Annotated in this window: 9 protein-coding genes and 1 other annotated feature; of the genes, 1 reads left to right on the top strand and 8 read right to left on the bottom strand. The window is 35.0% G+C overall.

Annotated elements, in window-relative coordinates:
* Positions 1–284: 284 nt before the first annotated feature.
* Positions 285–1,571, bottom strand: a complete 1,287-nt coding sequence (serS, locus tag ssp1_RS00045) for a serine--tRNA ligase (RefSeq protein WP_002451556.1) — start codon at positions 1,569–1,571, stop codon at positions 285–287.
* A gap of 83 nt (positions 1,572–1,654) precedes the next feature.
* Positions 1,655–1,869, bottom strand: a binding site (T-box leader).
* A gap of 83 nt (positions 1,870–1,952) precedes the next feature.
* Positions 1,953–3,452: a histidine ammonia-lyase gene (gene hutH, locus ssp1_RS00040; RefSeq protein WP_075777917.1), complete on the bottom strand. Its 1,500-nt coding sequence runs from the start codon at positions 3,450–3,452 to the stop codon at positions 1,953–1,955.
* A 333-nt stretch (positions 3,453–3,785) separates the two neighbouring features.
* Here hutH and ssp1_RS00035 point away from each other — a divergent pair, with 333 nt between their 5' ends.
* Positions 3,786–4,598: an NAD(P)H-hydrate dehydratase gene (locus ssp1_RS00035; protein WP_107532861.1), complete on the top strand. Its 813-nt coding sequence runs from the start codon at positions 3,786–3,788 to the stop codon at positions 4,596–4,598.
* Between the two features lie 112 nt (positions 4,599–4,710).
* On the opposite strand, the gene gyrA is transcribed toward ssp1_RS00035, so the two are convergent.
* The 6 genes from gyrA to dnaA form a co-directional block, all read right to left on the bottom strand.
* A complete protein-coding gene (gene gyrA, locus ssp1_RS00030) occupies positions 4,711–7,389 on the bottom strand; it encodes a DNA gyrase subunit A (RefSeq protein WP_118828045.1) in 2,679 nt (892 codons plus the stop codon).
* Between the two features lie 36 nt (positions 7,390–7,425).
* Complete coding sequence (gyrB, locus tag ssp1_RS00025; protein ID WP_037552329.1) at positions 7,426–9,360, bottom strand: DNA topoisomerase (ATP-hydrolyzing) subunit B; 1,935 nt, start codon at positions 9,358–9,360, stop codon at positions 7,426–7,428.
* 9 nt (positions 9,361–9,369) lie between these two features.
* Positions 9,370–10,485, bottom strand: coding sequence for a DNA replication/repair protein RecF (gene recF, locus ssp1_RS00020; RefSeq protein WP_107536069.1), 1,116 nt, complete (start codon positions 10,483–10,485; stop codon positions 9,370–9,372).
* Positions 10,482–10,727: a S4 domain-containing protein YaaA gene (gene yaaA, locus ssp1_RS00015; protein WP_015364547.1), complete on the bottom strand. Its 246-nt coding sequence runs from the start codon at positions 10,725–10,727 to the stop codon at positions 10,482–10,484. The genes recF and yaaA overlap by 4 nt, the downstream gene beginning before the upstream one ends.
* 330 nt (positions 10,728–11,057) lie before the next feature.
* A complete protein-coding gene (gene dnaN / locus ssp1_RS00010; RefSeq protein ID WP_002451549.1) occupies positions 11,058–12,191 on the bottom strand; it encodes a DNA polymerase III subunit beta in 1,134 nt (377 codons plus the stop codon).
* Between the two features lie 321 nt (positions 12,192–12,512).
* The gene (gene dnaA / locus ssp1_RS00005) at positions 12,513–13,877 is read right to left on the bottom strand and encodes a chromosomal replication initiator protein DnaA (protein ID WP_107536068.1); all 1,365 of its coding nucleotides are present in this window, start codon (positions 13,875–13,877) and stop codon (positions 12,513–12,515) included.
* Positions 13,878–14,029 lie beyond the last annotated feature (152 nt).

The following is a 14,029-nucleotide window of genomic DNA, read 5'->3' as shown; positions in this document are numbered from 1 at the left end:
ATAAACTCAAGTCTAATATACAATGATGAAAACGGCAATCACTTTAGACGTCGGTATGTGTGACGTAAGACAACCCTCATTTTAAAAACGTCGTAAATACAGCGTTTATAATATGACAGAATTTTCCGTAAACAATTAGACCCTCCTCTATTTTTGCATCTAAATTTTACTTAATGACCCTCCCCTACCCTCTTACTTTTGATTATTCGCATAAAAAATACGCGGCAATGATGGCTCTTCATTACCGCGCATTGTATAGCTTATTTATTCGCTAACAATCTAAATTATTTAGTTGGCTTTTGAATATGAGTTTTACCACCCATGAATGGTACTAAGGCTTCAGGGATTGTTACTGTACCATCTTCATTTTGGTAGTTCTCAACGATTGCTGCGAATGTACGACCTACAGCTAAACCACTACCGTTTAACGTATGCGCTAATTCAGGTTTAGCTGCATTATCACGTTTGAAACGGATATTGGCACGTCGTGCTTGGAAGTCAGTACAGTTTGAACATGAACTGATTTCTTTGTAGTCGTTATAGCTTGGTAACCATACTTCTAAGTCGTATGTTTTACTAGCACTGAAACCAATGTCTCCAGTACATAAGATAACACGACGATATGGTAATCCTAATTCTTCTAAGATCGCTTCAGCGTTTGTAGTCATTTCTTCTAAAGCATCCCAAGAATCTTCAGGTTTTTCAAAGCGTACCATTTCAACTTTGTCGAATTGGTGTAAACGAATTAAACCTCTTGTATCTCTACCAGCTGAACCCGCTTCACTACGGAAACATGCAGATTGTCCAGTGAATTTTTCAGGTAAGACACCTGGTTGGATGATTTCATCACGATAGAAGTTTGTTAAAGGTACTTCAGCAGTTGGAATTGTATATAATCCTTCTTTTTCCACTTTAAATAAATCTTCTTCGAATTTAGGTAATTGACCAGTACCATACATTGTATCAGCGTTAACTAATTGAGGTACCATCATTTCAGTGTAACCATGTTGTGTTGTATGTTTCGTAATCATGTAGTTCATTAATGCACGTTCTAATTGTGCACCGTCTCTTGTTAGATAAACGAAACGTGCACCAGAAATTTTAGCGGCACGATCGAAGTCAGCCATTTTAAGATCTTCTACGATATCCCAGTGTGCTTTCGCTTCGAAATCAAATTCACGTGGTGTACCCCACTTTTTAACTTCGATATTTTCTTCATCTGAAGCACCTTGTGGCACATCGTCATTGATAAGGTTTGGAATACGACATAGAATGTCTGTCATTTTATTATCAATTTCATTTAATTGTGTATCATATTCTTTAATGTCATCACCTAATTGACGCATTTCAGCAATAACATCATCAGCATTTTCTTTATTACGTTTTTTCTGAGCGATTTCTTCACTTACTTTATTACGTTTCGCTTTCATCTCTTCTGTCTTGCTTATTAATGTACGACGCTTTTCATCTAATTCTAATACCTCATCGACTACTTTAGGGTCGTCTCCTCTTAATTCAATTTTGCTCTTAACTTTGTCTGGCTCTGTTCTAAAAAGTTTAATATCTAACATGAAACCTTCATCCTTTCCCATAAAAAATATATATTTAGCATGCCAACTATGTATATAAAAGCATACAAAAAGACCACGCCCCGACAAGGGACGTGGTCTACGCGTTGCCACCCTATTTAACAAACAAAGCAAACACTTAATAAAATGTTACTTCATTTGCACTTAACTAAAATAACGGTTATTCGCCGATTGCTCACTAAATGTAGGTAGATTCACATTAAAGTGGATTACTTGTTCTCACTAACCACAAGCTCTCTGAAATCCATCAATAATACTACTTGGCCTACGAACAATGTTTTATTAACTTACTCACAATATAGCAAAGTTTTTTGTAATTTTCAAGTTATTTTAAAATTCAATCATTTTCATTTTATGAATGTCTTAATGATACGCACTATCCTTTAAGTACTGTGCTACGGCTTCTATATCCTTATGGAATTGTCTATCTTGTTTGATAGATGGCACAATGTTTCTAAATTCGTCATATTTGTCTCGTGTTTTAGGTGATAGTTGATTAACCCCTTTTAACTCAACTGCTTGTAACGCAATAATACATTCAATCGCAATAACACGTCGTGCATTTTCAATCATTTGATAACCATGTCTTGAAGCAATTGTACCCATAGATACATGATCTTCTTGGTTAGCTGAAGATGGGATAGAATCTACACTCGCTGGATGTGCTAGTGTTTTATTCTCTGATACTAAACTTGCTGCCGCATATTGCATAATCATCGCGCCACTTTGTAAACCAGGTTCAGGACTTAAGAATGCAGGTAGACCGTTATTCAATTGCGGATTCACTAGTCGTTCCACACGTCGTTCTGAAACATTCGCTAATTCACTGACACCTAACTTCAAATGATCAAGCGCAAAGGCGATAGGTTGTCCATGGAAGTTACCACCAGATATAACTGTTGTTTCACCGTCTTCATCAAAGATAAGTGGATTATCATTTGAAGCATTCATTTCAAACTCTAACTTTTCTTTTACGTAGTTAAACACTTGATAACTAGCGCCATGAATTTGTGGAATACAACGTAAAGAATACGCATCTTGAACACGAATCTCAGCTTGTCTTGTTGTTAACTTTGAATCTTCTAACCAATCACGCATACGTGCTGCGACATCTACTTGTTCTTGACTGTTTCTAACTGCATGCACTCTATGATCATATGCATCAACAATACCATTTAACGCTTGATGCGTGAGCGCCGCAATCCACTCTGCTTGGTAACCTAGGTCTTCCGCTTCAATATAGTTAATGACCCCTTGAGCAGTCATAGCCTGTGTGCCGTTAATTAATGCTAATCCTTCTTTAGCTTGTAAATGTAATGGTGCTCTTCCTAATTCATTTAAGACATAACGACTATCAACTTCTTCGTTTTTAAAGTAAACAAGCCCTTCACCAATAAGTGCTAAAGCTAAATGAGATAATGGTGCTAAATCCCCTGATGCACCGAGTGAGCCTTGTTGAGGAATCACAGGTATAATACGCTCATTAATGAAATATTTGAGCTGATCGACCAATTCTAACGTTACACCTGAATTTCCTTTTAATAATGTATTAAGACGTAAAATCATCATCACGAGTGATACTTCTTCAGAAAATGGTTCGCCCATCCCACAAGCGTGTGAACGTATTAAATTAACTTGTAAGTCATTATATTGAGTCGAATCAATACGCACATCACTAAATAAACCAAACCCTGTAGTGATCCCATAAATGGTTTCTTTATCATTAATAATTCTTTCTACTACACTTCTACTTTTTTTAACTCTTTCTAATGCTTCCTCAGTGATTTCAATTTTTAAATCTTGGTGTAATAATTGTTTAATATCCTCAATCGTTAAAGCATCTCCATTTAAAAATAAAGTCATAGAAACAGCTCCCCTTTATGTAGAATTAAAACTTCCATTATCAAAAAGTATACGTTTTCATTTTTATATAAACAATACTTTTTACAATTTTTATAATACATTAACAATTTAATTATTTAATACACTAAAATATTGTCACTGTTATATTAGGTTTCTATATCGTTACATTTCTTAAATTTCTATTGACGAAAGTGTATTACAGGTATAGTATTCATAATTGTATTTAAAAGCACACGCATCGTTGTGACTTATATTCAATATAAAATGAATCATTGAACATAGACCGGTCAGTATAATAGAAATAAATAATCCGGTAAAAGGAGGTTTAGGTAGATGGAAACTTTAGATACTATTAATATTCCTAAAAGAAAAGAAGAGTCTCATAAAGGGGATTACGGTAAAATCCTATTAATTGGAGGATCTGCCAATTTAGGTGGTGCAATCATGTTAGCAGCACGTGCATGTGTATTCAGTGGTAGTGGATTGATTACTGTAGCTACACATCCAACTAATCATGCTGCATTACATTCTCGATGCCCGGAAGCAATGGTTATCGATATTAACGATACAAAGATGCTTACTAAAATGATTGAAATGACAGACAGTATCTTAATTGGTCCAGGACTTGGCGTAGACTTTAAAGGAAATAATGCGATTACTTTCTTATTGCAGAACATCCAACCTCATCAGAATTTAATAGTAGACGGTGATGCTATTACGATTTTTAGTAAACTTAAACCTCAACTACCTTCATGTCGAGTAATTTTTACGCCACATCAAAAAGAGTGGGAACGTTTAAGTGGTATCCCAATTGAAGAACAAACATATGAGCGTAATCGTGAAGCGGTTGATCGTATTGGCGCGACAGTTGTTCTAAAAAAACATGGTACTGAGGTTTACTTTAGAAACGAAGATTATAAACTATCTATCGGTAGCCCAGCTATGGCAACTGGTGGTATGGGTGATACTTTAGCAGGTATGATTACTAGCTTCGTAGGTCAATTTGATAGTATTAAAGAAGCGGTAATGAGCGCCACATATACACATAGTTATATCGGAGAAAAGCTTTCTGAAACGATGTATGTCGTACCACCATCACGTTTAATCAATGAAATTCCATTCGCAATGAAACAATTAGAAGAATAGCTTATATAGGGAATATGGTCACATTTAACAGTCACCATATCCCTTTTTATTACATAAAAATAAGACTCCCCTGGTGATAGGGGAGTCTTATTTTTTTACTTTATATTATTGTTTATTCATCTTCATTATTGTCTGAATCATTTTCGATATCTTCATTTACGCGATCCATAAAGTCTTGTCTTACATCGATTCGTTCATCGCCATCTTGATTGTCTTCTGAACCTTGTTCTTCATCAGTAACTTCAGTTTGAATCGCTTTGCCTGGTGCGCCACCTTCAATAACTTCTTCGCTATTAGACTCACCTTGAGCATTATCACTTTCAATATCTGATTCTGCTTCATCAGCGTCATCTTCTTGTTTTACTTTAGCTACTGTTGAAACAAATTGGTCATCACCTAGACGCATAAGTCGAACACCTTGTGCAGAACGACCATTTTGTGAGATGTCATGTACATCTAGACGTATAATCACACCTGCATTCGTTACAACCATTAAGTCTTCTTCACCTGTAACAGTTGTAATACATACGATGTTACCATTACGTTCTGTAATTGTTGCCGTCTTAATACCTTTACCGCCACGATTTGATAATCGGTAATCAGCAACTGGTGTACGTTTACCGTAACCATTTTCAGTAACAACTAATACTTCATCTTCACTATTCGCATGTGCGACGTCTAAACCGACTACTTCATCACCTTCACGTAATGTGATACCTTTCACACCTGCTGCTGTACGGCCAAGTGGACGTAATGCTTTTTCAGAGAATCTAATCAATGAAGCATGTGCAGTACCAATAAGGATATCTTCTTCACCATCGGTTAGTCTAACTGCAATTAACTCATCATCTTCTTTAAAGTTAATCGCAATTTTACCATTCTTATTAATACGAGAGAAGTTACTTAATGATGATCGTTTAACGATACCTTTACGTGTTGCAAATACTAGGTAATCGTCTTCACTTTCAAGGTCTTTAACAGCAATCATTGTACTGATACTTTCATCATTTTCAAGTTCAATCGCATTAACAATTGGGATACCTTTGGATTGACGAGATAATTCTGGTACTTCGTAACCTTTAAGTTTGTATACGCGGCCTTTATTCGTAAAGAATAAGACATTGTCATGAGTACTTAAAGTAACTAATTGACTCACAAAGTCTTCTTCTAATGTATTCATACCTTGTACACCACGACCACCACGGTTTTGTGCACGATATGTAGATACTGGAAGACGTTTAATATAATTGTTATGACTTAATGTAATTACAATTTGTTCTTCTGGGATTAAATCTTCATCTTCTAAATCATCTAATCCGCCAAGTTGAATTTCTGTACGACGTTCGTCACCATAACGTTCTTTAATTTCTGTTAATTCGTCACGAACTAATTGTAGTAATACTTCTTCATCCGCTAAAATCGCTTCTAATTCATCAATATAAGCTAATAATTCGTTATATTCTGATTCAATTTTGTCTCTTTCTAAACCAGTTAAACGTCTTAAACGCATATCTAAGATAGCTTGTGCTTGTCTTTCAGATAACTTGAAGCGTTCTTGTAAGCTTTCCATTGCCACTTTATCTGTTTCAGATTCACGAATCGTACTAATGATTTCATCAATATGATCAAGTGCAATTCTTAAACCTTCTAAGATGTGGGCACGGTCTTTTGCTTTTCTTAAATTGTATTCTGTACGTCTACGTACAACCGTTTTTTGGTGTTCTAAGTAATGGACTAATGCTTCTTTAAGATTAATTAACTTAGGTCTGCCATTGACTAAGGCAATCATATTTACACCAAATGATGTTTGTAATGGTGTTTGTTTATATAAGTTATTTAAGATAACACTTGCGTTAGCATCCTTACGAATATCAATAACAACTCTTACACCCGTACGTAAACTTGTTTCATCACGTAAGTCAGTAATACCATCAATTTTTTTATCACGTACAAGTTCAGCAATTTTTTCGATCATTCGTGCTTTGTTAACTTGGAATGGAATTTCTGTAACAACAATACGTTGACGGCCACCGCCACGTTCTTCTATTTCAGCACGTGAGCGCATTTGTAAAGAACCTCTACCTGTTTCATAAGCACGTCTAATACCACTTTTACCTAAGATAAGACCAGCAGTTGGAAAATCTGGACCTTGAATATCTTCCATTAATTCACTGATTGAGATGTCTGGATTCTTACTTAAACTAAGCACACCATCAATCACCTCTGTCAAATTATGAGGTGGTATGTTAGTCGCCATACCTACGGCGATACCTGCCGCACCATTAACTAATAAGTTAGGGAAACGTGCAGGTAAGACTGCCGGCTCTCTTTCGTTACCATCATAGTTATCGATAAAATCAATTGTATCTTTATTGATATCACGTAGTAATTCTAGCGTAATTTTAGTCATACGCGCTTCGGTATAACGCATGGCAGCTGCGCCATCACCATCCATGGAACCAAAGTTACCTTGTCCATCCACAAGTGGATAACGATAACTGAATTCTTGTGCCATTCTTACCATAGCCTCGTAAATAGATGAGTCACCATGTGGGTGATATTTACCCATAACATCCCCAACGATACGTGCGGATTTTTTATATGGCTTATCTGGAGTCATACCTTGCTCATTTAATCCATACAGTATACGACGATGTACTGGTTTCAATCCATCTCTGACGTCTGGTAATGCACGAGAAACGATAACACTCATTGCATAGTCTAGGAATGATTCGCGCATTTCATTGGTTATATTTCGTTCATTAATTCTTGATTGAGGTAATTCAGCCATCAAGAGATCCTCCTTCAAAAGTTCAGTTCATAGTGCTTAGAAATCTAGGTTGGCATAGACCGCGTTATCTTCAATAAATTGTCTACGGTTTTCAACAACATCACCCATTAACATTTCAAATGTTTGGTCGGCATCAATTGCATCTTCTAATGTTACTTGTAACATTGAACGGTGTTCTGGATTCATCGTTGTTTCCCATAATTGATCGGCATTCATTTCACCAAGACCTTTATAACGGGCAATAGACCATTTAGGTGTTGGATTTAATTCTGCTTTTAATTTATCTAATTCTCTATCGTTGAAGACATAGTATTTTTGTTTACCTTGCGTTAATTTGTATAACGGTGGTTGGGCAATATATACATATCCCGCTTCAATTAGCGGTCTCATGAAACGATAGAAGAATGTTAATAATAATGTTCTAATATGAGCACCATCAACATCGGCATCTGTCATAATTACAATTTTATGATATCGTGCTTTACTAATATCAAATTCTCCACCAATACCAGTACCAAATGCTGTGATCATAGAACGAATTTCATTGTTATTTAAAATACGATCTAGACGTGCTTTTTCAACATTAAGAATCTTACCTCTCAATGGTAAAATTGCCTGTGTACTTGAGTCACGGCCTGATTTAGTAGACCCACCGGCAGAGTCCCCTTCGACTAAGAATATTTCACTTTCTTCAGGGTTTTTACTAGAGCAGTCAGCAAGTTTACCAGGTAAACTTGAAATCTCTAATGCTGATTTACGACGTGTCACTTCACGTGCTTTCTTTGCAGCTACACGTGCGCGAGATGCCATAATACCTTTTTCAACAATAATTCTACCAACGCTAGGGTTTTCATATAAGAAACGTTCAAAGTGTTCAGAGAATAATTTATCTACAACTTGTCGTACTTCAGAGTTTCCTAATTTTGTTTTCGTTTGACCTTCGAATTGAGGATCACCATGTTTGATAGAAATAATAGCTGTTAAACCTTCACGTGTATCTTCACCTGAAAGTCTATCTTTATCTTCTTTGATTATTTTACTGTTCATACCATAACTATTTAACACACGCGTTAACGCACGTTTAAAGCCATCTTCATGCGTACCACCTTCATACGTGTGGATATTGTTGGCATATGTTAATAAATTCGTTGAATAGCCTTTATTATATTGGATCGCAATTTCAACTTCGATATCATCTTTAGATTGGTGAATGTAAATAGGTTCGCCATGGATAGGTTCTTTATTTTCATTCAACATTTCTACATAAGACTTAATCCCACCCTCATAGTGATAAGAATCTTGTCTGATATCATCTTCGTCTCGCTCATCAGTTAAAGTGATTTGAATACCTTTGTTCAAGAATGCTAACTCACGAATACGTTGTTGTAATGTTTCATAGTTGTAAACTGTTGTTTCGGTAAAGATACTGCTATCTGCTTTAAAACGTATTGCTGTACCCGTCTTATCTGTGCTACCAATTTCTTTTAAATCAAATTGAGGTACACCTTTTTTATAGGCTTGGTGATAAATCGTATCGTTACGGTGTACGTATACTTCTAAATCTTCTGATAGGGCGTTAACAACAGATGAACCTACACCATGTAGACCACCTGATACTTTGTATCCGCCGCCACCGAATTTACCTCCGGCGTGAAGTACAGTTAAAATAACCTCAACTGCTGGACGTCCCATTTTTTCTTGAATATCTACTGGGATACCACGACCATTGTCAGTAACTTTAATCCAATTATCTTTTTCAATTGTTACGTTAATTTCGTCAGCATAGCCTGCTAATGCTTCGTCAATACTATTATCAACAATTTCCCATACTAAATGGTGCAAGCCTCTTTCTGAAGTTGAACCGATATACATACCAGGTCGTTTACGGACCGCTTCTAGTCCTTCTAATACTTGTATCTGCCCAGCACCATAATTATCTGTGTTGTTTACATCTGACAATGTATTCACCATCACTTTCTGTTACTTTATAATTTCACCTTGATTTATACGGTATAACTTAGCATTATTCATAATTTCATGATCAATACCGTCTACGGATGTCGTAGTTACAAATGTCTGTACTTTATGTTGAATTGTACTCAATAAGTGCGTTTGACGTGAGTCATCTAATTCACTCAACACATCATCTAGTAATAAAATTGGATATTCTCCAACTTCTATATTCATTAGTTCAATTTCAGCTAACTTAATCGACAATGCAGTTGTTCTCTGTTGACCTTGTGAACCATAAGTTTGCGCATCCATGCCGTTAACGTTAAAACCTAAGTCGTCACGATGTGGTCCAAAGAGACACACACCACGGTCTTTTTCTCTTTGAAGATTGTCATTAAGTAATGTCAGAATCTCTTCTAACATTTCTGATTCTGATTGATCCTGATGACTGAATTTCAAACTTGGTAAATACTTAAGCACCAATGCTTCACGCTCATTCGTAATGCCTGCATGAATAGGTTGAGCTAATTGTTCTAGTTCTTTAATAAAATGTTCACGACGCAACGTCACCTTTAACGCATATTCAGCAAATTGTTGATTTAAGACTTCCAGCATAGTGGTGTCAGTCTTATTACCAATTTGTAGCTGTTTTAGGTAGTTATTCTTTTGTTTTAAAATACGTTGATATTGAGAAAGGTCGTTCAAATAGACAGCTGATATTTGTCCTAACTCCATGTCTATAAAACGACGGCGTATTAGAGGTGATCCTTTCACGATATTCAAATCTTCCGGCGCAAAAAGAACCACGTTTAGATGTCCGATATATTGTGTTAGCCTACTTTGCTCTAGGTGATTGACCTTCACTTGCTTACCTCTTTTAGTAATGAACATCGTCAGTGGCATTGTGCCATGTCTATAGTTTAGCTCACCTTCTATTTTAGCATACTCAGAATCAAAACGTATGAGTTCCTTATCATTAGAAGTTCTGTGGCTTTTTGCCAAAGCTAAAGTGTAAATTGATTCAAGGAGATTCGTCTTTCCTTGTGCATTCTCACCTATGAGAATATTCACTTCAGGATGACAATCGATTGTAACCTGTTCATAGTTACGATAGTTTTCCAATTGGAGTGTATTTAATTTCATTGTTCACCTTGGTGAATGATTAAAAAAGCACCCGTATCTTCAGGCAATTCAGGTATATCGATACGATCATGGTGTTCTAATTTTTTGCCACGTCTAACTTCACGTTGACCATTAATTAAAACCTCGAAATCTTGTAGGAACCATTTCGCTTGGCCACCTGATTCAATAATACCTTCTGTTTTCAGAAATTGACCTAAAGTAATGTCACCTTCTACAACAACTTCTTGAATCAAATTCATCACTCCATTTCTTTTTATGTCATTAATATATTATACCTGTTTTGTGCTCAAATTTCATGTGAAACAAAGAATGTAAACGTTTACTTATAGTGATAATTTCTCTATTTTAAATTTCAATGCTATTTTACTTACGTTTTTGGAGTTGTATTAACGTCATTTTAATTTTAAAGGGCATATTAGCTTATTTTTCTATAAAACGATAAATTCCTCCTAAAAATAATTTCTTACGCTTAAACAAAGGCTCACACACTTTAAAATGAACTTTAAATAAAAAATAGCTGAGACATTTTATCTTGTCTCAGCTATTATTCGTTTTCGCTTTTTAAGTCATGATTAGTACGTACGGATTGGCAAGATTAATTGAGTAACTGAATCATCGTCTTTAGGTTTTAAAATGAACGGTTTCATCGTACCAAAGAATTCGACTTCGACTTCGTCATTATCAATCGCTTTTAATGCATCCATCATATATTTTGAGTTGAATGAAATTTTAAGATTGCCGCCTTCTACATCAGTTGCTGTTACTTCTTCTTTTACAGTACCAATCTCTGGAGATGTTGATGATAGTTCAACAACTTCATTACCAGTGCTTAATTTGATGACATTATTACCGCCTTCTCTAGCCAATAATGATGCACGATCAATCGCATGGTAAAACTCACCATTGTTAATTCCTAATTTGATTTCATAATTCTCAGGGAATAAACGCGTTGTATCTGGATAATGACCTTCTAATAAACGAGAAATGAAATTAACATGACCTACTCTAAATAATACTTGGTTAGATGCGAAGAAAATATCAATATCTTCATCACTATCGCTCATAATTTTATTTAATTCAGATAAAGCTTTACCAGGAATGATGACATTTTTATTTTCAGATGTATCTTCTAATTTTAACTTTCTTACAGCCAAGCGGTGTGAGTCAGTTGCTGTGCATATTAATTCATTATCTTGTATAAGCCAATTCACACCAGTTAATACTGGGCGTGTTTCTGAGGTGGACACTGCAAAATTAGTTTGTGCAATGATGTTTTTTAATACTTTTACAGATAATTGAATAGCGTCATCTCTTGATACTTCTGGTAATAGTGGATATTGATCTGGATCTAAACCACTTAAGTTGAATTCAGAATGACCAGATGTAATGAGTGTTTGGAATTGCTCATTAGTAGATAATTTAACATCTTTACCTGGCAATTTTTTAATAATATCAACGAAGAAACGACCAGGAAGTACAACTGATCCTGTTTCTGAGATATCAACAATATCTTCACCATCTATTTGTTTTGGTATTGAGATTTCAATTGAGATTTCAGAATCTGATCCAGTTAAAATGACTTCATTTTCTTTAGCGTCAATTTTAATACCAGTAAGAATTGGTAAAGTTGTTCTAGGTGAAATAGCTTTTAATGTATCGTTTAGTTGATTAATAAAATAATCTCTTTTAATAGTGAATTCCATCATTAAAATTTAAACTCCTTCCAGTCGTTTATATATAATTATATAGGTTTTAAATTCATAGTAATAGTAGTAGGGCCTGTGAATTAGTGGATAAGTGACAATAAGTCTGGCATATCAAAGTTATGCACATGTGGATAAAGTGTGTATACTGTGTACACCTTTTCAACATTGTCCACAATCCACAACTTGATTATCTTTTCTAGAATAATAAAACGACAACAAAATGACATGCGCTTTTCCATGTAATTATTCCCTTTTATAATCAAATTTAATCTTCAATTCGAACTGTACTATAACAGCTTAATTTTTTAAATTATTTCCCAACTATTGGTTTCTGATTTCTTTTTCTAAATTTTCCACTTCTTGTTTAAATGTAGGATCTGCTTTAATATCATTTACAATTTTTTCGTGAGCATGAATGACGGTTGTATGATCACGTCCACCAAACTCTTCACCAATTTTAGGTAATGAAAAATCTGTAAGTTCACGTGAAAGATACATTGCAATTTGTCGTGGATAGGCAATAGATTTTGTACGCTTTTTGGCACTAAAGTCTTCTATGCGAACGTTATAGTATTGTCCAACGACTTTTTGTATATCTTGAATAGTAATCTTTTTAGATTTAGGTGCTTGTATAATATCTTTTAAAGCTTCCGCAGCTAATTCTGTCGTGATAGGTTTACCTTGTAATTGTGAATAAGCCAATAAACGTGTTAATGCACCTTCAAGTTCACGAATATTGGATTGAATTTGATTTGCAATGTAGTTTAATGATTCCATTGGTATATCTAAATTCTCTTCTTCAATCTTTTTCTGTAAAATAGCCATTCTTGTTTCATAATCTGGTGGTGTAATATCCACGATTAAGCCCCATTCAAAGCGAGAACGGAGTCGATCTGACAATTTAGAGATCTCTTTTGGTGGACGGTCACTAGAAATAACAATTTGTTTATTATTGTTATGCAGTTCATTAAAAGTATGGAAGAATTCTTCTTGTGTTTGTTCCTTATTTTGAATGAACTGTATATCATCGATTAGTAAAACGTCGATATTACGGTATTTCTCTCTAAAAGCATCACCTTGGTTATCACGAATTGACTTAATAAATTCGTTTGTAAACTTTTCACTAGATGTATAAATCACATTAGCATTAGGATTATTATCCAAAACATGATGTCCAATGGCATGCATTAGATGGGTTTTTCCTAATCCAACTCCACCATAAATAAATAATGGATTGTATGCTTCGGCTGGTGCTTCTGCTACTGCTAAACTCGCAGCATGTGGAAAACGGTTGCCTGGTCCGATTACAAATGTGTCAAATGTATTGTGTGTATTAAATTGTTCAATACCACCTAGATTATCGACATTCTGATGTTGATGCGTTTCTGGAGTTGCAGTTTCTTCAGGTTGTTTTTGATCGGTCTTCATATATTTTGACAGTTCTTCTTCAGTTATAAAACGAGGCTTGACTTCATAACCAATCACTTCATATATGATGCTTTGCATAATCTCACTATATTTTTGATTGAGCCAATTCGCATTGAAAGATTCACTGACTAATACGATGGCTTTATCATTTTGGAGTGAATAGAGTTGCGTATCTTTTACGAAAGTATCAAAACTAATTTTTGAAATTCGTTCTTTGGCGAGGTCTAATACTTTTTCCCAAATTTCTTTTTCAGACATAAATAACTCCATCTTTCTCAAAATTTTTTAGTTATACACAAAAATAACACCCGTGGATAAAAATAATCACAGCATGTTAATAATTATCCACAAGTTAATCACAGACAGTGGATAACTTAAAGCACACTATGATTTATGCACAGCCAATTTGT

Origin of the sequence: Staphylococcus sp. M0911 (genome assembly GCF_003491325.1) — a bacterium.
Classification (GTDB): Bacteria; Bacillota; Bacilli; order Staphylococcales; family Staphylococcaceae; genus Staphylococcus; species Staphylococcus warneri_A.
The sequence above is the reverse complement of the archived record's forward strand: the minus strand, read 5'-3'. Positions and strand labels throughout refer to the sequence as shown.

Excerpts from the sequence above, each read along its gene's own strand:
- serS (WP_002451556.1), bottom strand. The coding sequence starts at position 1,571 with ATGTTAGATATTAAACTTTTTAGAACAGAGCCAGACAAAGTTAAGAGC.
- hutH (WP_075777917.1), bottom strand. The coding sequence starts at position 3,452 with ATGACTTTATTTTTAAATGGAGATGCTTTAACGATTGAGGATATTAAA.
- ssp1_RS00035 (WP_107532861.1), top strand. The coding sequence starts at position 3,786 with ATGGAAACTTTAGATACTATTAATATTCCTAAAAGAAAAGAAGAGTCT.
- gyrA (WP_118828045.1), bottom strand. The coding sequence starts at position 7,389 with ATGGCTGAATTACCTCAATCAAGAATTAATGAACGAAATATAACCAAT.
- gyrB (WP_037552329.1), bottom strand. The coding sequence starts at position 9,360 with ATGGTGAATACATTGTCAGATGTAAACAACACAGATAATTATGGTGCT.
- recF (WP_107536069.1), bottom strand. The coding sequence starts at position 10,485 with ATGAAATTAAATACACTCCAATTGGAAAACTATCGTAACTATGAACAG.
- dnaN (WP_002451549.1), bottom strand. The coding sequence starts at position 12,191 with ATGATGGAATTCACTATTAAAAGAGATTATTTTATTAATCAACTAAAC.
- dnaA (WP_107536068.1), bottom strand. The coding sequence starts at position 13,877 with ATGTCTGAAAAAGAAATTTGGGAAAAAGTATTAGACCTCGCCAAAGAA.